The organism is Saccharomonospora amisosensis (genome assembly GCF_011761185.1).
In the GTDB taxonomy this organism is placed as follows: domain Bacteria; phylum Actinomycetota; class Actinomycetes; order Mycobacteriales; family Pseudonocardiaceae; genus Saccharomonospora_A; species Saccharomonospora_A amisosensis.
This window is the reverse complement of record NZ_JAAOYM010000001.1, coordinates 634,884-655,683: the sequence shown is the minus strand read 5'-3', so window position 1 is coordinate 655,683 and position 20,800 is coordinate 634,884. Positions and strand designations below refer to the sequence as shown.

At 69.1% G+C, this 20,800-nt stretch carries 21 protein-coding genes; 10 read left to right on the top strand and 11 right to left on the bottom strand.

Going from position 1 to position 20,800, the window contains the following annotated elements:
* Nucleotides 1–8: 8 nt before the first annotated feature.
* Together FHU38_RS03280 and FHU38_RS03275 are read right to left on the bottom strand one after the other, a co-directional pair.
* Complete coding sequence (locus FHU38_RS03280) at nt 9–2,726, bottom strand: sacsin N-terminal ATP-binding-like domain-containing protein (protein WP_313886653.1); 2,718 nt, start codon at nt 2,724–2,726, stop codon at nt 9–11.
* Nucleotides 2,727–2,790: 64 nt separating this feature from the next.
* Nucleotides 2,791–3,552: a DUF3027 domain-containing protein gene (locus tag FHU38_RS03275; RefSeq protein WP_167166357.1), complete on the bottom strand. Its 762-nt coding sequence runs from the start codon at nt 3,550–3,552 to the stop codon at nt 2,791–2,793.
* A 63-nt stretch (nt 3,553–3,615) separates the two neighbouring features.
* Here FHU38_RS03275 and FHU38_RS03270 point away from each other — a divergent pair, with 63 nt between their 5' ends.
* From FHU38_RS03270 to FHU38_RS03260, 3 genes are read left to right on the top strand one after another with little or no spacing between them, the layout of a single operon-like run.
* On the top strand, nt 3,616–4,440 hold the full coding sequence (locus FHU38_RS03270) for a glutaminyl-peptide cyclotransferase (RefSeq protein ID WP_313886652.1): 825 nt from the start codon (nt 3,616–3,618) through the stop codon (nt 4,438–4,440).
* Between the two features lie 42 nt (nt 4,441–4,482).
* On the top strand, nt 4,483–6,210 hold the full coding sequence (locus FHU38_RS03265; RefSeq protein WP_167166355.1) for an MFS transporter: 1,728 nt from the start codon (nt 4,483–4,485) through the stop codon (nt 6,208–6,210).
* A 10-nt stretch (nt 6,211–6,220) separates the two neighbouring features.
* Nucleotides 6,221–6,724 carry a DUF2771 family protein gene (locus tag FHU38_RS03260; RefSeq protein ID WP_167166353.1) on the top strand — a complete coding sequence of 168 codons (504 nt, stop codon included), beginning with the start codon at nt 6,221–6,223 and terminating at the stop codon, nt 6,722–6,724.
* 20 nt (nt 6,725–6,744) lie between these two features.
* On the opposite strand, the gene FHU38_RS03255 is transcribed toward FHU38_RS03260, so the two are convergent.
* Nucleotides 6,745–7,131: a cold-shock protein gene (locus tag FHU38_RS03255; protein WP_040926747.1), complete on the bottom strand. Its 387-nt coding sequence runs from the start codon at nt 7,129–7,131 to the stop codon at nt 6,745–6,747.
* Nucleotides 7,132–7,286: 155 nt separating this feature from the next.
* Here FHU38_RS03255 and FHU38_RS03250 point away from each other — a divergent pair, with 155 nt between their 5' ends.
* Complete coding sequence (locus FHU38_RS03250; RefSeq protein ID WP_167166351.1) at nt 7,287–7,520, top strand: hypothetical protein; 234 nt, start codon at nt 7,287–7,289, stop codon at nt 7,518–7,520.
* On the opposite strand, the gene FHU38_RS03245 is transcribed toward FHU38_RS03250, so the two are convergent.
* Nucleotides 7,486–8,115, bottom strand: a complete 630-nt coding sequence (locus tag FHU38_RS03245) for an HAD family hydrolase (RefSeq protein ID WP_167166349.1) — start codon at nt 8,113–8,115, stop codon at nt 7,486–7,488. The two genes, FHU38_RS03250 and FHU38_RS03245, sit on opposite strands and share 35 nt — an antisense overlap.
* 75 nt (nt 8,116–8,190) lie before the next feature.
* On the opposite strand from FHU38_RS03245, the gene FHU38_RS03240 reads away from it, so the two are divergent.
* The 4 genes from FHU38_RS03240 (at nt 8,191) to FHU38_RS03225 (ending at nt 12,582) form a co-directional block, all read left to right on the top strand.
* The gene (locus FHU38_RS03240; protein WP_208415534.1) at nt 8,191–8,787 is read left to right on the top strand and encodes a TetR/AcrR family transcriptional regulator; all 597 of its coding nucleotides are present in this window, start codon (nt 8,191–8,193) and stop codon (nt 8,785–8,787) included.
* Nucleotides 8,788–8,804: 17 nt separating this feature from the next.
* Nucleotides 8,805–9,773, top strand: coding sequence for a R2-like ligand-binding oxidase (locus FHU38_RS03235; RefSeq protein WP_167166345.1), 969 nt, complete (start codon nt 8,805–8,807; stop codon nt 9,771–9,773).
* 102 nt (nt 9,774–9,875) lie between these two features.
* Nucleotides 9,876–10,922 carry an NAD-binding protein gene (locus tag FHU38_RS03230; protein ID WP_167166343.1) on the top strand — a complete coding sequence of 349 codons (1,047 nt, stop codon included), beginning with the start codon at nt 9,876–9,878 and terminating at the stop codon, nt 10,920–10,922.
* Nucleotides 10,923–11,034: 112 nt separating this feature from the next.
* Nucleotides 11,035–12,582, top strand: a complete 1,548-nt coding sequence (locus FHU38_RS03225; RefSeq protein WP_167166341.1) for an alkaline phosphatase D family protein — start codon at nt 11,035–11,037, stop codon at nt 12,580–12,582.
* Between the two features lie 57 nt (nt 12,583–12,639).
* Here the strand turns inward: FHU38_RS03225 and FHU38_RS03220 are convergent, their stop codons facing one another.
* A complete protein-coding gene (locus FHU38_RS03220) occupies nt 12,640–14,292 on the bottom strand; it encodes an AMP-binding protein (RefSeq protein WP_167166339.1) in 1,653 nt (550 codons plus the stop codon).
* A gap of 231 nt (nt 14,293–14,523) precedes the next feature.
* Here FHU38_RS03220 and FHU38_RS03215 point away from each other — a divergent pair, with 231 nt between their 5' ends.
* Nucleotides 14,524–14,901, top strand: a complete 378-nt coding sequence (locus tag FHU38_RS03215) for a YccF domain-containing protein (protein WP_167166338.1) — start codon at nt 14,524–14,526, stop codon at nt 14,899–14,901.
* 7 nt (nt 14,902–14,908) lie between these two features.
* Here the strand turns inward: FHU38_RS03215 and FHU38_RS03210 are convergent, their stop codons facing one another.
* The 6 genes from FHU38_RS03210 to FHU38_RS03185 are packed head-to-tail and all read right to left on the bottom strand — an operon-like array spanning nt 14,909 to nt 19,630.
* Nucleotides 14,909–15,742, bottom strand: a complete 834-nt coding sequence (locus tag FHU38_RS03210) for a metallophosphoesterase (RefSeq protein WP_167166336.1) — start codon at nt 15,740–15,742, stop codon at nt 14,909–14,911.
* 22 nt (nt 15,743–15,764) lie between these two features.
* Nucleotides 15,765–16,559, bottom strand: coding sequence for an HAD-IIA family hydrolase (locus FHU38_RS03205; RefSeq protein WP_167166333.1), 795 nt, complete (start codon nt 16,557–16,559; stop codon nt 15,765–15,767).
* An 18-nt stretch (nt 16,560–16,577) separates the two neighbouring features.
* Nucleotides 16,578–17,657, bottom strand: coding sequence for a sulfate/molybdate ABC transporter ATP-binding protein (locus FHU38_RS03200; protein ID WP_167166331.1), 1,080 nt, complete (start codon nt 17,655–17,657; stop codon nt 16,578–16,580).
* Complete coding sequence (locus FHU38_RS03195; RefSeq protein ID WP_167175443.1) at nt 17,654–18,430, bottom strand: ABC transporter permease; 777 nt, start codon at nt 18,428–18,430, stop codon at nt 17,654–17,656. Before FHU38_RS03195 ends, FHU38_RS03200 begins: the two co-directional genes overlap by 4 nt.
* A gap of 40 nt (nt 18,431–18,470) precedes the next feature.
* Complete coding sequence (gene modA, locus FHU38_RS03190; RefSeq protein WP_167166329.1) at nt 18,471–19,229, bottom strand: molybdate ABC transporter substrate-binding protein; 759 nt, start codon at nt 19,227–19,229, stop codon at nt 18,471–18,473.
* The gene (locus FHU38_RS03185; protein ID WP_167166327.1) at nt 19,226–19,630 is read right to left on the bottom strand and encodes a TOBE domain-containing protein; all 405 of its coding nucleotides are present in this window, start codon (nt 19,628–19,630) and stop codon (nt 19,226–19,228) included. Before FHU38_RS03185 ends, modA begins: the two co-directional genes overlap by 4 nt.
* A gap of 105 nt (nt 19,631–19,735) precedes the next feature.
* On the opposite strand from FHU38_RS03185, the gene moaA reads away from it, so the two are divergent.
* Nucleotides 19,736–20,800, top strand: coding sequence for a GTP 3',8-cyclase MoaA (gene moaA, locus FHU38_RS03180; RefSeq protein WP_167166325.1), 1,065 nt, complete (start codon nt 19,736–19,738; stop codon nt 20,798–20,800).

Sequence of the window (20,800 nt, the reverse complement as noted above, 5' to 3'; positions counted from 1 at the left end):
CGGCGAGCTCAGCCGAGCAGCGTGGCGGCCCCTGGATCGTCGAGCAGCGCCGCGATCAGCGCCCGTTGTGGCCAGCGCTCGGTGGCCCACGCGAAGGCCCTTGCAAGCCCCTCCGCGGTGTCGGAGGTGTGCAGTGCCGTGTCGTACCACCACGGAACCGGGCGCCCGCCGACGGTGAGCGTCTCGTGCACGAACAGCCCGCCCTCCGCCGGGGCGACACCGAGCAGGTCGGCGACCTCGGCGATCGCGGGTAACTCCCGCCAGGCGACGAACTCGCCTTCGCTTTCCACTTCCGCGGTCGTCTCCTCACTCGCCAGCGGCAGGTCGAGCACGTCGGCCAGCGCGGGAGCCTCGGCGAAGTCGAGCGTGGCGACGAGCCCGCTGTGCGGCCACAGCCCCAGCAGCCACGGCGCGTCCAGCACCACGGCGTCGGCGGCGTCGGTCACGGAGCCGTCGAGCGTGCGCACGGCGGCGGGCGGGCGCACGTCCTCCGGCGAAACCCGCGAGAGCGCCGAATGTGCCCGCAGCACCAGACCGGGCGGCACCGACCTGGCCTCCTCTGCGAGCCGGGCACACAACCACTCCGCGTCCTGCCCGTCCACAACAGTCAGATCCGAGCGAACACCCATCGCCACGAGCAGGTCGCCGGGCAGGTCAACATCCGGAACCGGATCGAACAACCCGGCCAACGACTCGGCGTCGCGCAGCCGCCACTGCCCTGGCGGCTGACCGGCCAGCAGCGCGTTGTCCGCCAGCCACCTCCGCACCCGGCCGCTCGGTTCCACCAGCACCCGCCTGGTTCGCGGGTCCGATGCGAGCAGCCGCACCGCACCCGGCCAGGCGTCGTCGGCGACCAGGTCGAGATCGGCGATGGGCGGGTCGGCGCCCGCCCCGGTGCTCTCGGCGTCGTCCTCGGCAGGCGCCTTGAAACCGTCGAGTACCCCAACCTGCGTCAACACCTCGGCGGGCCAGCGCGCCGCGAGGTCGGTGTCGAGCACATCCAGTGGCGCCTGCGCACCGATCGCCTCGGTGTCGAGCACATCGAGCAGCCGGGAACCGGGCAGCACCAGTTCGTCGGCGCGCCGCCAGCCGCCTGTGCGGTCGGGCAACGCAAGCGCGCCGAGCCCTTCGGCGACGGCGCGCGTCGCCAACCGCAGCACCGTGCGCACCAGCGGCAGCACGTCCACACCCGCCAGCGCATCCTCCACGCTGCCCTCGACCGCCTCCCGCAGCGCGGGGTCGCGAAGCAGCTCACCAGCACCCGCGCGCACCGCACCGAGCCGTTCGAGCAGCGGGTGCGCCGCCCTCGGGTGCACCACGCGAGGCCCTGCAAGGTCCAGATCCCCGGCCAGGTCCACATCGTCCAGCAGCAGCGCCGTCCTGGGACCGGCAACGGTGCGGCCGTCGGTCAGCGGCACCGGCATCGCGCCGAGCTCGTCGGCGGCGACCTGGTGTCGCTCCACCCCGTCGAGCAGCACCTCGTACAGCCGCCGCCACCAGGCGGGGTCGCGCTCGATGCCGGTGACCGCGTCGACGATCGCGGCGGTGTCAACGGGGCTCGCGCCTACCGAGGCGAGCGTGCGCGCCGCCTGCCCGCCGCACAGCGGGGCCGCGACAAGCCCAGGCACCACGTCGGCGAGCAACTCGACGAGGTCGGGCAGGTCGGGGCCGAGCACCCTCGCACGTGCCCCTGCCAGCTCCCCGCCTACCGCGGCGGGCAACCACTCATCCTCTGACAGCCGCCGGACGAGCAACTCGCGCAGCGTGCTGTCCACCTCCGAGGCCGGAAAGCCAGCGGGCGGCACAAGCGCGAGCCGATGTCGCGGCGGCAACCGCCGGACAAGGCCGGGGTAGGCGCGGGCCGCCTCGGCCAACGCCCGCCTGCTTTCGGCGCCCGCGAGCACGCGACGGCGGGAAGGCTCGACCGCCACCGACGCCAGCAGGCGAGCGGGCAGGCTGACCCGCTCGTCGGTCGGCGTCGGAGCATGCAGCACGTCGTCGGTGATCGGCACGGGCGCGCCGGTTTCCGAAACGGGAACCGCCCACACACAGCTCTCGCCCTGATGCGTGAGCCACCGGGTGCGGTGCTGGTCCGGTGAGGTCAACTCGACGAGTTCGCCGTCGTCGCGGCGGGTCCACACCTGTCCCTCCACGTCGACCTCGGTCAGCGCGGGCAGCGCCAGCAGCAGGTCCGCGACCTCGGACCGGATCAACTCGAGCACCTCGCCCGGCGGAGGGCGCAGCGGCAGGCGGACCTCGGTGTCGAAACCATCCGGCACCGGGGGCTCGGTCGGCGGCAGCGGCCACGGCAACCGCAGGATCGGCACGTCACCCTCCCGCCCAGCCGCTTCCCGGGTGCGGGTCTGCGAGAACGACACCCCACCGCTGCGGGACACGATTCGCGGGCGCGAGGTGACGGCCAGCACCGCGGCGAAGCCGACCCCGAAACGGCCCACCGTGCCCCCGCGCTTGCCCGAGGCCCGCAGCGAGGCGAGCGAGGCCACGCCTTCGGCGTCCAGTGGAGCGCCGGTGTTGGCGACCCTCAGCTCACCGTCGATTACCCGAACCCTGATGCGGCCCTCGACTCCGGCCTGTGCGGCCGCATCGGCCGCGTTCTGTGCCAGTTCGACGAACAGCCGGTCGCGGTACCCGCCGACTCGCAGGTCGTGCTCGGCGTTGGTGTCCTCGGTGAACCGGGTCGGCGAGTCCCGCCAGGCCCGCAGCACCGCCGCGCGCAGGTCGTGGGAGTCGAAGTCTGGGATGGTGGACAGTGTGTGGACCTAACGCCGGTCAGCCGACGGGCTCGGTGTCGAGCAGGGAGTCGTCGTAGAACAGGTCCGCGACCGGAACCGGGGAGCTGGCCTCGACCTCGATCTCGGAATGCGCTCCGCAACCGAACTCGGCGTGCACGACATGACCGTCCGCGGGTGAGATCTCGTTGCCGCAGACGCCGAACGCGGCACGCAACGACCCCGCCAGCCGCAGGTAGAAGCCGCACGTTCCGCACGTGCCTGGAGCGCTGCGAGCCATGTCGGAGCGCGGACCGTACTCGCCACGGTGCCACCGCTGCGCCGCCTGCTGCCTGCCGTAGCGCGACATCACCCTGACCCTGCCGAGTCCGGTCTCGCGCGCCACCTCTTCGACCTCGGGGTCGTCGGTGGCCAGGTAGGCGGGAGCGAGCCGAAGGTCGTCGGCCGCGGTCGGGAAGATGTCCCCGATACCGAGGTCGCCTTGCCGCACCCGCCGCTCCCACGGCACCCATTTCGGGGCGACGATGGCGTCGGAACCCGGGGTGTGCACCACCTCGCTGACGGTCACCGGCTCGTCGTGCCCGGTCGTCGCGACAGTGACAGACCACCGCCAGCCCCGGTATCCGGGAAGCCGCGAGTCGAACAGGTGGGTCGCCGAAACGGAGTCCTCGACCTCGACTCCGACGTGCTCGCCCACGTTCTCGGCACCCGCGTCGAGCACAGCGGACTCGCGGGCCAACTCCACCGCATCGAACAGCTTCCGGCGCAGTGTGCCGTCGTCGAGGGTGAGCAGCAGGGTCATGAGTCTCCATTGTGCAGCACAGTGCCGCGCGACGGTCGGTGGGTTCGTGCCAGGCTGGTGGCCGTGATAAGGGCTGCGGGAACTGCCGGGCGACGACTGCCGGGCGCGGTTGCGGTGCTGGCACTGGTGATCGTGCTGGCCGCATGCGGTGCGCCGCCAAGTGAGCCTGCGCCGAACGAGCCTGCGAGGGTAGAGCGACTGCGGGTCGAGGTAGTCAAGGTGCTGCCGCACGACGGTGAGGCGTTCACACAGGGACTGGAGATTCACGACGGGACCCTCTACGAGGGAACCGGGCTCGTCGGTGAGTCCACGTTGCGGGCGGGACCGCTCGGAGCTGAGCCCGAGGTCGTCGTCTCGCTGCCGAAGCCACTGTTCGGCGAGGGCATCGCCGTGGTCGGTTCCCGCGTGTGGCAGCTCACCTGGCGCAGCGGCATCGCCATCGAACGCGACCGCGACACCCTTGCGCAGCGGCGCAGGGTCCGCTATGAGGGCGAAGGCTGGGGACTGTGCCACCAACCGGATCGGCAGCGGTTGGTGATGAGCGACGGGTCGGCGAAGCTGACCTTCCGTGACCCGCGGACCTTCGCCGCACTGTCTTCGGTGGTGGTCACGGAGGGCGGCGAGCCGCGTGACGAGCTGAACGAACTGGAGTGCGTCGACGGTGCGGTGTACGCCAACGTCTGGCACAGCGACGAGATCCTGCGCATCGACCCCGACACCGGCAGGGTCACCGCCCGCATCGACGCATCCGGGCTGCTGGACGAGGGCGAGCGTGCGGAGGCCGACGTGCTCAACGGCATCGCGGCGCTGGAGGGTTCGGACGAGTTCGTGCTGACCGGCAAGCTCTGGCCCAAGATGTTCAGGGTGCGGTTCGTCTCGACCACGTGATCACCCGTACGGGCAGGGCTTGAGTACGGCAGGATTGGACACATGGGTTCGGCTCGCAAGGGGAAGCGGAAATGGACGCCCGAACCGGGGGCGAGCCAACCGGCAGTCGACCGTACGCGTGCTCAGCACCCGGCGCCACCTCCGGCAAGGGGCTATCCCCCACCACCGCCGACCGCCGACGAGGCACCCACTTCGGCGATGCCCACGCAGCCCGCGAGGCCGAGCAGGGGCGCGCGGCCGTACCCGCCACCACCTCCCCCACCACGCGGGCCGGTGCCGCCCCGGCGTGAGCGGCCCGGCTACGAGTACTACGACACCGGCGGCTACGCCCCTGGTCAACCCAGGGACGCCGAGGAGGAGCCGACAGCGCGGCACGGCTTCGACGCGGGCGGGGCCGACCAACGGGTGCCCAAGAAGCTCACTGTCACGCGGGTGGCGGCTTTGCGCGGTCGCCAGCTCAGCGGCCAGGCCGTGGCCGCCTTCCGCAAGGCCGCCACGGCCGACGGGGCGGACAAGTCCGGGCTGACGTCGCTGACCTACGCGGTGATGCTGAACTACGCCAGTGACGCGGCGATGGCGGTAGCGCTGGCGAACACGCTGTTCTTCGCGGCGAGCAGCGGGGAGAGCAGGGGCAGGGTCGCGCTGTACCTGCTGATCACGATCGCCCCGTTCGCGCTGGTGGCACCGGTGATCGGCCCCGCACTGGACCGCATCCAGCGCGGCCGCAGGTTGGCCATGTCCGTCGCCTCCTCAGGGCAGGCCCTGATGTGTGTGCTGATGGCATTGAACTTCGACAGCTGGGTGCTCTACCCGGCCGCGCTCGGCAAGATGGTGCTCTCGAAGTCGTTCATGGTGCTCAAGGCCGCCGTTACACCGAGGGTGCTGCCGCCGGAGATCACCCTGTCGAAGACCAACGCGAGACTCGCCGTCTTCGGGTTGGCGGCCGGGGGTGTCTTCGGGGCGCTGGCAAGTGGGGTGAACTGGGCGTTCGGTTCCGCGGGCGCGCTGTGGTTCACCGCGCTGATCTGCGCCGTCGGCGCCGCGCAGGCCATGCGTATCCCGTCGTGGGTCGAGGTCACCGAGGGCGAGGTGCCCGCTTCGCTCACCGCGCGAAGGCCCGCGCTCAAGCCACGCAGACCGATGGCTCGACACGTTGTCGTCGCACTGTGGGGCAACGGCTCGATCCGGGTGCTCACCGGGTTCCTGATGATGTTCGCCGCGTTCGCGGTCAAGGCGCAGACAGAGGACAGCGGGCAGAGTCCGTTCATGCAACTGCTGCTGCTGGGCATCATCGGAGCCGCGGCGGGCGCTGGTGGCTTCCTCGGCAACGCGCTGGGCTCCAGGCTGCACTTCGGCAAGTACGACCAGGTCATCCTCGGTTCCCTCGCGGGCACGTTGGCCGCGACGATATTGGCCGCGATCTTCTCCGGCATCGCGACGGCCGCCGTCGTGGGACTTGTCGGTGCCACCGCGAGCGCGCTGGCCAAGAACAGCCTCGACGCCGTCATCCAGCACGACATGCCGGAGGAGTCGCGTGCCTCCGCGTTCGGCCGTTCGGAGACCGTGCTGCAACTCGCCTGGGTGTCCGGCGGGGCTGTCGGGCTGCTGCTGCCGCCCACCTACTGGATCGGTTTCCTCGTGGTTTCGCTGCTGCTCGCGCTCGGGCTCGCCCAGACGTGGTTGGTCAGGAACGGTTCTTCGCTGCTGCCCTCGTTCGGCCGTGGGCGTGCGCTGCGACCCGATCCCACCCGCGTAGCCGACGGCTCGTAGTCTCGCCACTATGCGACGTCTGGTAGTAGCACTTCTCGCGGGTGGCGCGGTCACAGTGGCGGGGTGCTCCGCGCCTTCGGCACCCGAGATCACCTTCTACGCCGACGGCGAGAGCGCGACGGCAGAAGCACTCAGCTACTGCGACGCCAAGCTGACCTCCTGCGAGACCGGTGGCGAACCCGCGAACCTGCGCGTGCGCGAGGGCAAGCCCGTGCAGGTGTCGCTGCCCTCGGACGTCTCGTCGACGCCGTGGGCGCTCAACGTGCAGTTCCTCGGCGCGGACGGCAAGCCCCGCCCGGTCCGCCAGCAGGTCTTCACCGACGGCAAGCAACACGCATACACGGTGGTCCCCGACTCGCCCGGCGACCAACTGCTCGTCGTGGAGGTCCAGCAACTGGGAGCCGCCTACGCGGCCGACGAGCAGGGCAACCCGATCGTGGACGAGAACGGGCAGCCACAACTCGTCGTGCGCGGCGTGTGGTCACTTCAGATCGAACCCGCGGGGCGGCGCTGACGCGCCCCGCCACCGGCGTATCAGGGGTCGAGATCGCGTGCGACGGCCCGCATGACCTCGGCGATGCGCTTGGTGTGCTTGCGGTCGGGGTAGCGACCCCTGCGCAGGTCCGGCTGCACCCGCATCTCCAGCAGCTTGATCATGTCCTCGATGAGCCCGTGCAACTCCTCGGCAGGACGGCGACGGGCCTCCGCCACCGAAGGCGGCGGGTCCAGCAGCCGGACAGAGAGAGCCTGCGGTCCGCGCCTGCCGTCGGCTACACCGAACTCCAACCGCTGGCCGGCCTTGAGGGCCTCCACGCCCTGCGGTAGCGCGGATTTCCGAATGTAGACGTCCTCGCCGCCGTCCTGCGTGACGAAGCCGAATCCCTTATCCGCGTCGTACCACTTGACCTTGCCGGTCGGCACTACCCTCACCGTTCCTTCGCTCTGCTGCCACGGGTCCGGTAGGCACCGTCCCCGCACGACGAACGCGCCCCAGGCGTACCCAGGACGCGTGTCCACCAAGCCTATCTCGCCACACACAGTACGGAGAAGCCGAATGCCGACCTTAAGATGCCGGTATGGACACCGCCGTTGAGGACAAGGGACAGCGCACCGTGGGTAAGCCGGGCTTGATGCGGGCAGGGATCATCCTGTTCGCCGTGGGCATGGTCGCGGTGGTGGCGGTTTTCGTACTCTTCGCCGCGGGCTTGCAGGACCTGCCGGTGTGGCTTTCCGCTTTCGCGGGTGTGGTCACCCCGTTTGGCCTCGGTCTCGGGCTCATCGCTCTGGTACGCGAGCACCGTCAGCGCTAGCCGCCAGCCAGCCTGGGAACTCCACGAGTGAGTCGAGCACCACGTGGGCGCCCGCGGCGAGCAGTTCGGCTCGGGTACACGGCCCGGTCGTGACCCCTACCGCGATCGCGCCCGCCGCCAGTGCGCCCCGGATGTCACCGACGTGGTCGCCGACGTAGGCGAACGCGTTGTGCCGCTTCAGCGCGGCGGCCTTCCCGGTGGCCCACAGATCACCGACAAGCACATCCACCTCGGGACCGTGCGCCTCCAGGTGGAGCGCGGCGTTGCGCTCGTACTTGCCGGTGACCACGAGCGAGGTTCCTCCGGCGTCGCGGACGGCGTCGATCGCGGCGCGGGCACCCGGTAGCACCACGGTGCTCGGGATGACCAGTCCGGGGTAGATCTCACGGAACCGCGACACCAGGTCCGGGATGCGCTCCTCCGGCGCCTCGAACCCCCGCAGCACGTGGTCAAGCGGTGGTCCGAGGCGAGAGGCGAACAGTTCGGCGTCGAGGTCGAGACCGGATTCGCGAGCCAGTTGTTCCATCGCCGCGACCATGCCGGGTCGCGGATCGATCAGTGTCATGTCCAGGTCGAAGCCGACGCACCTTCCCACCCGCGCCACCGTAGCCCTTTACACGGCTGACGGACGGGTCCAATCCCTTGACATCAGAACAGACTCTGTCAACATATGAATGTGTCTCAGGTCACGAGCTTCACCCAGCGCGCCAGGGCGTCGCTGCGGGAGGAGCTGCTTGACGCGGCCACCGAACTGCTGCCGGAACGCGGATACGCCCGGCTTCGCATGGCCGACGTCGCCGCGAGAGTCGGGGTGAGCAGACAAACCGTCTACAACGAGTTCGGCAGCAAGGCCGCGCTCGTGCAGGCGGTCGCGCTACGCACGCTCGCCGAGTTCACCGAAGGCATCCAGCAACGGCTCAACGCGGCACCCGACGTGCTCTCCGGAGTGCACTCCGCCACCGTCTACACCATCGAACACGCCAAGGAGAACCGGCTTGTCGCCGCGGCGCTCGGCACCGACGTCGCGGAGGACCTGCTCCCGCTGCTGACCACGCGGGGCGAGCCGATCCTGCGGGCCGCCACCGAGGTCTCGATGGCCTACCTGCGGGACCGGCTGCCCGAGCTGCGTGACACCGAGTTCGTCGCCGAGACCATGACGCGGTTGACGATGAGCTACCTGGTGCTGCCCGGCCACTCTGCCGAAGAGGCCGCCGACGGGGTAAGGGCCGTGATCGCCTCGCTCATCGAATCATCCACAACGAAGTGACTCGAAGGGAAACGTTCATGACCGGCACCGTCGCACCACACCGGGAAGGCTTCCACTCACTGCGCCGAGGAGGCTTGAACTGGGATTCCTTCCCGTTGCGGCTCTTCGTCAAGGGCAACAAGAAGTTCTGGAACCCCGCCGACATCGACTTCTCGGCCGAACGCGAGGGTTGGGAATCGCTCAACGACGAGGAGCGTCGCTCGGCGACCTACCTGTGCGCGCAGTTCATCGCGGGCGAGGAGGCGGTCACGGAGGACATCCAGCCGTTCATGAAAGCGATGGCGGCTGAGGGCAGGCTCGCCGACGAGATGTACCTGACGCAGTTCTGCTTCGAGGAAGCCAAGCACACGGAGGTGTTCCGGCGCTGGATGGACGCCGTCGGTCTCACCGAGGACCTGCACTCCTACGTGGCCGAGAACCCGCACTACCGCAAGCTGTTCTACGAGGAGCTGCCCGAATCGCTCGGAATCCTGGCGCAGGACCCGAGTCCGGTGAACCAGGTGCGCGCCAGCGTCACCTACAACCACGTCATCGAGGGCAGCCTCGCGCTGACCGGGTACTACGCGTGGCAGAAGGTGTGCACCTCCCGCGGCATCCTGCCGGGTATGCAGGAGCTGGTGCGCCGTATCGGTGACGACGAGCGCAGGCACATGGCGTGGGGCACCTTCACGTGCAGGCGACACATCGCCGCCGACGACTCGCTGTGGGACGTGGTGCAGCAGCGGATGGGCGAGTTGCTGCCGCACGCGCTCGGCATGATCGAGTGGGTGAACAACCAGTTCGACGAACCGCCGTTCAGCATCGACAACCAGGAGTTCCTGCAGTACGCCGCCGACAGGGCACAGCGAAGGCTCGGTGCGATCGAGTCAGCTCGCGGCGCCGACGTGGCGGCCATCGACATCGACCACACTCCCGAGCAACTGGAGGAGACCTTCGGCGCCGAGGACGCCAAGGCGTTCGCCGAGGCAGCCGCGAACCAGTCGTGAGCACGTCGTAAGCAGCTCGTGAGCAAGTCGTGAGGGGTTCGGCGGCCCAGGTCCGTTAGGGTCTGCTGCCGAACCCGTCCATGACCTACGCGGAGCACGCGCGTGCCGTTCTTCCTGTCCCGGCTACTGGCCAGGTTCACGCTGCTCACCTCATGGTTCACCCCGATCGCCGTCACCGTGTTCGTCTTCGTGACGAGCTGGCCGCTGATGGCGCTGGCCGAACCCGAGGGCAGCGCGCTGGTGCTGCCGGAAAACTACTGGTGGTACTTCGTCGTGACCGCGGCCACGGTCGGCTACGGTGACTTCTTCCCCGAGTCGGCCGCGGGCCACGTCGTCGGCGCGTATGTGATCACCGGCGGGATCGTCACGCTCACGACGGTGTTCACGAAGATGGCCTCGGTGCTTGAGGGAGCGAGGGGACGCCGAATGCAGGGATCGATCACCGTGAAGGCGTCCGGGCACACGGTTCTGCTCGGATATACCCCGGGGCGCACCGAACGTATCGCTCGGGAACTGCTGCACGGCATCGACGGGACCCTGGTGTTGTGCGCCTGGGACGAGGTGGGGACCCACCCGATGGCCGAAGAACTCATCGATTACGTACGCGGTGACCTCACCGACGAGGAGACCTTGCGCAGGGCCGGGGTCCACACGGCACGCAGCGTGCTTGTGGACGCCCGTGACGACAACGAAGCGCTCGCCGTCGCGCTGGCCGTCGACCACGTCATCACCGATGCCCACGTTGTGGTGACGCTGCGCGACATGGAACGCGCATCGCTGCTCGGCTACATCGGCGAGCACGTCCGGTGCGTGCAGTGGCACACCCCTCGCATGATCACCGAGGAAATCACCTCACCCGGAATCGCCGAGATGTACGCGGAGCTGTTGACATACGGCGGGGCCAACACCTACTCGGTAACGCTGCCGGAGTCGCTCGGGCCGGTGCCGGTCGACCGGTGCCGCGTCACACTCGGCCGCAGACACGGTGTCACCGTGCTCGCGGCCCGCACCGGCGAGCGGCTCATGGTCAACCCCGGCTGGGGGGACGAGTTGCCCCCCGGCGCCGTGCTGTATTACGTCAGCTCAAGCCCGCTCACCTCCGAGCAGGTGGAGCAGGCACTGCGGCCCGACGGCACCGACCGGTCCTGAGTGCCGCGTAGCCGACCCCGAACCGCACTCACCTATTCATGCGCGCGGCCCCTCGCGTTCATCCCGGGCCATTAGAAAAGGCGAACCAGTCCGGTTCGCTTCGGGAGTGCCCATGAGTCTGACCCGCCGCACCGCCCTGCTCGGCGGCTCCGCGCTCGGCGCCGCCGCGTTCTCCGGCTGGAGTGCCAAAGCGGCAACCGCCGCCCTACCACGGGAGTACCCGTTCACACTCGGCGTCGCCTCGGGCGACCCGGCCCCCGACGGCGTGGTGCTGTGGACTCGGCTGGCTCCGCAACCGCTGGCCCCGGACGGTGGCATGGCCGCGGGCGACGTACAGGTGCTGTGGCAGGTCGCCACCGATGAGCACTTCGCCGACGTCGTTCGAGCGGGAAGCGCGCGAGCCAAGAGCGAGTGGGCGCACTCGGTTCACGTCGAGGTCGAAGGGTTACTGCCCGATCGCGTCTACTACTACCGCTTTCGCGTCGGGCGCCAGCTGAGTCCGGTCGGCCGGACCCGTACCACGCCGCCGGTGGGCGCGCCGGTGTCATCGCTGGCGCTCGCGGCGGTGTCGTGTCAGTCGCTGCCTGCCGGTCGCTACGCGGCCTACCGGCACATCGCCGAGCGCGATCTCGACATCGTGTTGCACCTCGGTGACTACATCTACGAAGGGAGAGGCCCTGCCCAGCCAAGCGCGGGGCCCGACCGCAGGCACTTGCCATTCAAGGCCACCACATCGCTGGAGGACTACCGAATCCGCCACGCGCAGTACCGGCTCGACCCCGACCTGCAGGCCGCGCACGCCTCCGTCGCCTTCCTGTGCGTGCCCGACGACCATGAGGTGGTCAACAACATGGCGGGCGACTACGGCGCCAACGGCAACGCGGACCCTGAGACATTCCCGCGTCGCAGGGCCGCCGCCTATCACGCCTACTACGAGCACATGCCGCTGCGGCGCTCGTCTCTGCCGTCAGGGCCGGACATGAGCCTCTACCGTCGGTTCAGCTACGGCGACCTCGCCGAGATCCGGCTGCTCGACACCCGGCAGTACCGCACCCCACAGGTGGACGGCCCGACCTTCCAGCCGCTGCCAAGCGACGCATACGACCCTGACCGGACCTTGACCGGACCAGAGCAGGAGCGCTGGCTGCTCGAAGGACTCGCCTCGTCGACCGCGAGGTGGAATGTGATCGCGCAGCAGGTCTACCTCGCGGCCATCGACATGGACACGGCCGATGGGCAGGCCTACAACACCGACAAGTGGGACGGCTATCCGGCGGCACGCTCCCGCATCACCGGCTTTCTGCACCGACAACAGCCTCGCAACCCCATCGTGCTCAGCGGGGACGTCCACGCGGCAATGGTCAACGACATCACGCTGGAACACGATCCCACCTCACCGGTGGTGGCAACGGAGTTCATCGGTAGCTCGATCAGCAGCGGCAAGGGCAACAACGCGTTGTTCGAGTCCGCGCTGCCCCACAACCCGCAGGTGCGCTACTACAACGGCCGCGAGCGCGGCTACCTCTCGTGCGAGGTGGGCCGCGACGTATGGACCTCGGACCTGTGGTTCGTCGACGACCCGAGCGATGCGGCGTCCCGGGTACGCCGGGATGTTTCCTACGTGGTCGAGGACGGCAGGCTCGGCGCCCAACCAGCCTGAAGCACGACGCTGCTGGCTCCGTGGACGGTGTCGGGCGGGTGCTGGAGGGGTGCGTGCCTACGATCCCTTGGCCGGTTCATCCAGCCCGAGCAGTTCGACCGACTTCTCCCGCATCTCGACCTTGCGCACCTTGCCGGTAACCGTCATCGGGAACTCGTCCACCACGTGCACGTAGCGCGGGATCTTGTAATGCGCGAGCCTGCCATGGCAGAAGTCGCGCAGCGCCTCGGCGGTGAGCGGCGGAGCGCCCTCGCGCATCCGCACCCACGCCATCAACTCCTCGCCGTACCTGCGATCGGGCACACCGATCACCTGCGCGTCGAGGACGTCCGGGTGGGTGTAAAGGAACTCCTCGATCTCACGCGGGTAGATGTTCTCCCCGCCCCGGATGACCATGTCCTTGATCCGGCCGGTGATGTTGACGTAGCCCTCGTCGTCCATCACCGCGAGATCTCCGGTGTGCATCCACCGCGCGGCGTCGATGGCCTCGGCCGTCTGCTCCGGCTGCTCCCAGTAACCGAGCATCACCGAGTAGCCCCGGGTGCAGAACTCGCCGGGGGTTCCGCGTGGCACCGTCAGCCCCGTCTCCGGGTCAACGATCTTCACCTCCAGGTGCGGGTGCACCCTGCCCACAGTGGACACGCGTCGCTCGATCGAGTCGTCGGCCCTTGTCTGTGTCGAAACCGGGGAGGTCTCCGTCATGCCGTAGCAGATGGTCACCTCCGTCATCCCCATCCGCTCGATGACCTGCTTCATCACTTCCACCGGGCACGGCGAGCCCGCCATGATCCCGGTCCGCAGGCTGGACAGGTCGTAGGAGTCGAAGTCGGCTTCGGCCAGTTCCGCGATGAACATCGTCGGGACGCCGTACAGCGACGTGCATCGTTGCGCCTGTACCGCTCGCAGCGTGGCCGCGGGCTCGAACGCCTGCGCGGGGATGACCATGCAGGCGCCATGACTTGTCGCGGCCAGGTTGCCCATCACCATGCCGAAACAGTGGTAGAAGGGCACCGGGATGCAGATCCGGTCGGCTTCGGTGTAACCGCACAGTTCACCTACGAAGAAGCCGTTGTTGAGGATGTTGTGATGGCTCAGCGTGGCACCCTTCGGGAACCCCGTAGTGCCTGAGGTGTACTGGATGTTGATCGGATCGTCGGCGCTCAACGTCGCACGCAGCCGCTCCAGCAGCGCGGGATCGGCCTGCCTGCCGTGCTCGAACAGTGCGTTCCACTCCTCGTCGCCCAGCAGCACGACGTGCCGCAGCGCCTCGCAGCGCGGGCGTACCTCCTCGATCATTCCCGCGTAGTCGGAGGTCTTGAAGCTCTCCGCGGCCACCAGCATGGTGATCCCGGACTGGTTGAGCACGTACTCCAGTTCGTGGGCGCGGTACGCGGGGTTGATGTTGACCAGTATCGCGCCGATCTTGGCGGTGGCGTACTGGGTCATCGTCCATTCCGCACAGTTGGGAGCCCAGATCCCGACCCGGTCACCCTTGCCAACACCGGCATTCGCCAAGCCAAGCGCCAGCGCGTTCACCTCGGCGGCGAGTTGTTCGTAGGTCCACGTCCTGCCGGTGAACTGCTCCACGAGTGCGTCACGTTCTCCGAACGCCCGCACCGTGCGATCGAAGTTGTCACCGATGGTGTCTCCCAGCAGCGGGACGTCCGAGGTGCCCGAGGAGTAACTGGGGACAGCGGGCGCGTCCGGCATGATGCCTCCTGTGTCTTGCGGGAACACCCTCCCCTGCTGTGGGCCAAGAACCTGCCACAGCGGGGGCCCATCCCGGTCGGCCCTCGTGAGCCGAGGGTTGCCGAGGATGGCTCACGAAAGCCTCCTCCGCGTCGAAGGGCCAGCACACCGAGTGTAGGAACCCGGGAGGCGTCGCGGATACCTGCACATGGAGGGGCGGCGCGGACGCCACGATCCGGGGACAATGGCGGTATGCGGGCGTTACTGAACGTGATCTGGCTGGTGTTGTCCGGCTTCTGGCTGGCCCTCGGCTACGCGATAGCCGGGCTCATCAGCTTCGTGCTGATCATCACGATCCCGTTCGGTATCGCCTCGTTCCGCATCGCCAACTACGCGCTGTGGCCGTTCGGCCGCACCGTCACCGACCGTGAGGACGCTGGAGCGGCGTCGGTGCTCGGCAACATCATCTGGATCGTCGTCGCGGGGTTCTGGCTCGCGGTCATCCATATCGTGACCGGGGTCCTGCTGTGCCTGACGATCATCGGAATACCGCTCGGTATCGGGAACTTCAAGCTGATTCCGGTCTCTTTGCTGCCACTTGGCAGGCGGATCGTGCCCGTACGGGACTGAAGCCGCGTCAGCCCGCTGTGGGCGCGGCGTGTGCCTCGGAGGGCGCGTAGGAATCGGCGAGTTCCACCACCAGGCACGGACCGCCGACGAACAGCCCGCCGTCCACGCCGAGTGCCTTACCGCCCGCGTACAGGAACGGGCCCTCGATCTGTGAGGCGGGCACGCCCAACTGGTCGGCGATGACGCTGTGCCCGTGCACCACTCGCTGCCCGCCCAACTGCCCGAGCAGGATGTCGGCCATCCGTTCACCTTCCGGCCCACGGAAGGCGTAACGCGTGGTCATCCGCCGCCACACCTCCCACCACTGCTCGATGTCGGCGCCTTCGAGCACCTCCCGCACCGCCGAGTTGACGGCATCCTCGGTGTCACCCCATTCGAGGTACTCCAGGGTGTCGGAGTGCACCAGCAGGTGTCCGGCCGTTTTGGCGACGACGGGGCGGGCGATCAACCACTCGATGTGTTCGGGGGTGAGCCGCTCCTGGTCGGCAAGCTGCCCGCCGTTGAGCTCCCAGCTGCGGGCGAAGCTGCGCGGCCCGAAGTCAGACGGCACCGGCGTGTCGCCGAAGCGGTGCACACCGAGCAACAGGATCTCGTGGTTGCCGAGCAGGCTGTCGACACCACCGCCGGAAGCGGGCGCCTGCCGCTGGAGCTTTCGCACCAGGTCGATCACGGCGATCCCGTCAGGCCCCCTGTCCACGAAGTCGCCTAGGAACCACAGCCTGGCCCGACCACCGATCCAGTCGCCTTGGGCATCGACCAGCCCGCGCGCACGGAGCGCGGCGACCAGCTCGTCGTGGTGGCCGTGCACGTCACCGACGACGAACGTGGGCTCGGCATTCACCCCACGACGATATGCCCACCGGTCAAGCAGCGGCGAACGGGTCCTTGACCCGACCTAGCAGATCGGCGATCGAGTTGATCACCAGGGTCGGCCGGAACGGGTAGCGTTCAGCGGACTCGCGCGTCGAGATGCCGCTGAGCACGAGGACCGTGCTCAGCCCCGCCTCGATGCCGGAGTGCACATCGGTGTCCATCCGGTCGCCGATCATCAACGTGTGCTCGGAGTGCGTGCCAAGAGCGCGTAGCGCCGAGCGCATCATGAGCGGGTTCGGCTTGCCGACGTAGTAGGGCGAGCGGCCGGTCGCGCGCTCGATCAGTGCCGCTATGGAGCCGGTGGCGGGTAGCAGGCCCTCCCTGCTCGGCCCGGTGGGGTCGGGGTTGGTCGCGATGAACCGGGCCCCGCCGTCGATCAGCCGGATCGCCCTCGTGATGGATGTGAAGCTGTAGGTGCGGGTCTCGCCGAGCACCACGTAGTCGGGTTCGGTGTCGGTGAGCACGTACCCGACCTCGTGCAGCGCCGTGGTGAGACCGGCCTCGCCGATGACGAACGCCGAACCGTTCGGCCGCTGTGAGTGCAGGAATCTGGCGGTGGCCAGCGCGGAGGTCCAGATCGCCTCCTCCGGCACGTCCAGTCCCGTCCGCAACAACCTGGCCCGCAGGTCACGCGGCGTGTAGATGGAGTTGTTGGTCAGCACGAGGAACTTGGCCCCACTGGCCCGCAGTTCGGCGAGGAACTCATCGGCGCCCGGAACGAGATGCTCCTCGTGCACGAGCACGCCGTCCATGTCGGTGAGGTAGCTCCACTGCTGATCGCTCATGGGGCACAGCCTATTGCCCTACCGGCCGATGGCAGGATGGATCGTCACCGCGGTGGCCTTGATGACGAGTCGCACCGCGCGGCCGGGCTCCAATGCCAGTTCCGCCACCGAGGAAGGGGTCAGGTCCGCGCTGATCCCCTCGGTGGTGCGCAGCCGCACCACCGGGCCGTGCGGCTCAAGCGCCGAGATCACGGCGTCGATTACGTTCCTCGGGCTACCGCTGACGGTCGAACCAGCGGGGTGTACCGCCACCGACCCCGGGGTGAACACCGCGACGGCGGGTTCCCCTGTGGCCACCTCGATCGACGGCACGCCGGTCACCAGTTGACCTGCCGAGGTGCGCACGCTCTCACCGCCTGTGGTTGCGGTGCCCGCCACGAGATTCAGCCCCGCGATTCGCGCGGTGAACGCCGTCCTCGGCGCGGCCAGCACCTCGCGCGTGGGACCGCGCTCCACGATCCGCCCGGCCGAGAGCACCACGACGGAGTCGGAAAGCGTCAGCGCGTCGAGCGGGTCATGGGTCACGAGCACGGTGGCTCTGCGGTGGCCGCGATCGCGCAGCACTCGCCGCAACAGAGCGCGGATGGCTGGCGCGGCATCGACGTCGAGCGCCGCGAGTGGCTCGTCGAGCAGCAACAACTCCGGTTGTCCGGCCAACGCGCGTGCGATGGCCACCCGCTGAGCCTGCCCCCCGGAGAGTTGGTGGGGTTTGCGGTCGGCGAGTTCGGCGGCGTCCACCTCGCTCAGCCAGCGGTGAGCGGTGGCACGTGCGTCCGCTCGGGACGCGCCACGCGAGCGCGGCGCGAAGGCGACGTTGTCGGTGACGCTCAGGTGCGGGAACAGCAGCGCCTCCTGCGCGAGCAGGCCGACACCACGCCGGTGCGGCGGCACCGCGTGGCCGTGCCCGTCGAGAGTGCGCTCTCCGAGAGTCACCGTGGCGCGATCGGGCACCACCAGCCCGGCGAGGCAGCCGAGCAGCGTGGACTTGCCCGACCCGTTGGGTCCGAGTACCGCCAGCACGGAGTCGCGTGGCACGTCGAAGGCCACCGACAGCGTGAACGCGCCCCGGCTGGCCTCCAGCTCGGCGTGCAGTGTCACGCCCGCACCCCTTCCAGCGCACGAGGCCGCGCGAGCACGATCACCACGACGGCCACCACCACCAGCAGCAGCGCGAGTGCCACGGCACTGTCGACATCGGTCTGCGCCTGGTTGTACACCTCGAGCGGCAGGGTGCGGGTCACGCCTTCCAGGCTGCCCGCGAACGTGATCGTCGCCCCGAACTCACCGAGCGCCCTGGCGAAGCTGAGTACCGCGCCGGAACCCAGCGCGGGCAGCAACAGCGGGACGGTGACCCTGCGAAACACCGTCCACGGGCCCGCGCCGAGCGTGGCGGCGACACGCTCGTAGCGATCACCGGCGCCACGCAGCGCCCCCTCAAGGCTCACCACGAGGAACGGCATCGCCACGAAGGTCTGCGCGACGACCACGGCGGCGGTGGTCAGTGGCACCCGCACGCCCGCGGTGACGTCGAGCAGGTAGCCGAGAAAGCCGTTGCGGCCAAGCAGGTAGAGCAGCGCGAGACCGCCGACGACGGGCGGCAGCACCAGCGGCAACAGCACAACGGCCCGCAGCACGCGTACCGCGCGCCCGCGGTAGCGGGCAAGCACCACCGCAAGCGGCACTCCCAGCACCACACAGGCCACAGTGGACAGTCCGGCGGTGAGCAAGGACAGTCGCAACGCGTTGCTGGCCGACGGCGACGTCAGCAGTTCGGGCAGGTTGGCGTAGTCGGTACGCACGAGCAACCCGACGACCGGCAGTACGACGAGCGCCAGAGCCAGGGAGGCAGGGACCCACAACACCAACGGCACACCGGCCGTTCGGGAGCGGCCGCGGCCGCGCGCTGCCCGGTCAGGGCGTGCCAAAGCCCGCCTCACTCAACTCGCGGCTGCCGACCTCGCCGAGCACGAGTTCGGTGAACTCGCGCGCGAGTCCTGGTCGCGGCGCGCCGGCGAGGGTCGCGATGGGATAGGTGTTGACCGCCTGCCGCGACTCGGGAAAGGGCACGGCCTCCACCCGCCTCCGCGCGGTAACGTCCGTCTTGTACACCAGTCCCGCGTCGGCGACACCCGCCTCGACCTTCGCGAGCACCGCTTTCACGTTCTGCTCCTCACTCGCGGGCGTGAGTTCGACCCCTGCCGCTCGCTGCACCCGCTCTGTCGCCGCCCCGCACGGAACCCTGGGCGCGCATACGACCACCGTGAGGCCGGGCTCGGCGAGGTCGGCCAGTCCCCGGATGCGGTGCGGGTTGCCTGGCGCGACGGCGATCGTCAGCGTGTTGGTGGCGAACGTGGCGGGACGACCCTCGACCGCTCCCGCGCTCACCACCTGTCGCATCGTCGCCTCGTCGGCGGAGGCGAACACGTCGACCGGCGCGCCCTCGATGATCTGCTGAGCCAGCGTGGGAGACCCGTCGAGGTTCAGTAGTACGTCCACGCCGGGGTGGGTGTCTTCGAAGCGGCGTTCCAGCGCGGCGAAGGGTTCGGTGAGCGAGGCCGCCGCGAACACGGTGAGGGTGGCCGAACCGTCCTCCGAGGGCGTCGTGCACGCCGCTGCCGTGAGCCCGGCGACGAGCAGCGCGATCAGCCCCCGGCCCGACGATCTCCTCACTGGTCACCTCCGACGGTCTCGATGATGACCTGCGTGGCCTTCACCACGGCCACCGCCAGCACGCCCGGCTGCAGCCCCAGTTCGGTGGCCGCCTCGGTGCTCATCAGCGACACGATCCGGTTAGGGCCGCATTGCAGTTCCACCTTGGCCATGACCTTGTCGGTGACGACATCGGTGACCAGCCCGACGAAGCGGTTGCGCGCCGAGCGGCGCACTCCGGTGGGGTCCGGTGTCTCACCGGCGAGCCTGCGCGCGAAGGCCGCGAGCTCGGCGCCTTCGACAACCTTGCGCCTCGCGGCGTCCTCGCCCGCGGCGAGTTCTCCGGCCCGCACCCAGCGCCGGACTGTGTCGTCGCTGACACCGAGCAGGCGGGCGGCTTCCGAGAACCGAAACTGCGGCACACATAGCAATATATCGCCGCACATGCGGATTAACCAGGCTTACGGTCCCGATCGTCGTGAAAGCAAGCTCACACCTGGCCGGATCGGCGCACTAGGCTGGGCTGGGTGACGGAGGTAAACCTCGGCATCCCCAGGGTGCCCGGCGCACAGCAGGTGACGGACAAGCCACGACCGGACAATCCCGCGCTCATCGACACGTTCGGGCGCGTCGCGACGGACCTTCGGGTATCCCTCACCGACAAGTGCAACCTGCGGTGTACCTACTGCATGCCTGCCGAAGGGCTGGAGTGGATGCCCGGTGAGCAGGTACTCAGCGACGACGAACTGGTCCGGCTGATGACGATCGCCGTGCGCGACCTCGGCATCACAGACATCCGGCTCACCGGAGGGGAGCCGCTGCTGCGGCCCCGGCTGGAGGACCTCGTGGCGAGGATCGCCGCGCTCCGGCCGCGTCCGCGGCTGTCCATGACCACGAACGGCATCGGCTTCGCCAAGCGCGCCAAAGCTTTCGCCGACGCGGGACTGGACCGGATCAACGTCTCGCTCGACTCCATCGACCCGAAGACGTTCGAACACATCACCAGAAGGGACCGCCTGCGGCACGTGCTGGACGCGCTCGCGGCCGCGCGGGAAGCGGGCCTTGACCCGGTGAAGATCAATGCGGTGTTGCTGCGGGGTGTCAACGAACACGAGGCGCCCTCGCTACTGCGGTTCGCCCTCGAAAACGGCTACCACCTGCGGTTCATCGAGCAGATGCCACTGGATGCCCAACACGGCTGGAACCGCAAGGAGATGATCACGGCCGACGAGATCCTGGAACTGCTCGGCACCGAGTTCACGCTGACCCCGAGTCCGGCCGAGCGAGGAGGGGCGCCCGCGGAACGCTGGCTGGTCGACGGCGGGCCGCACGAGGTGGGCGTGATCCCGTCGGTGAGCAGGCCGTTCTGCGCCGCCTGCGAGCGGACCAGGCTCACAGCCGACGGGGCGATCCGTTCCTGCCTGTTCAGTACCGACGAGACCGACCTGCGGCTGCTGCTGCGTGGTGGCGCCAGCGACGAGGACATCGCCAACACCTGGCGAGCCACCATGTGGGGCAAACTCGCTGGTCATGAGATCAACGAGGCCGGGTTCGCGCAGCCGATCCGGCCGATGAGCGCGATCGGAGGCTGA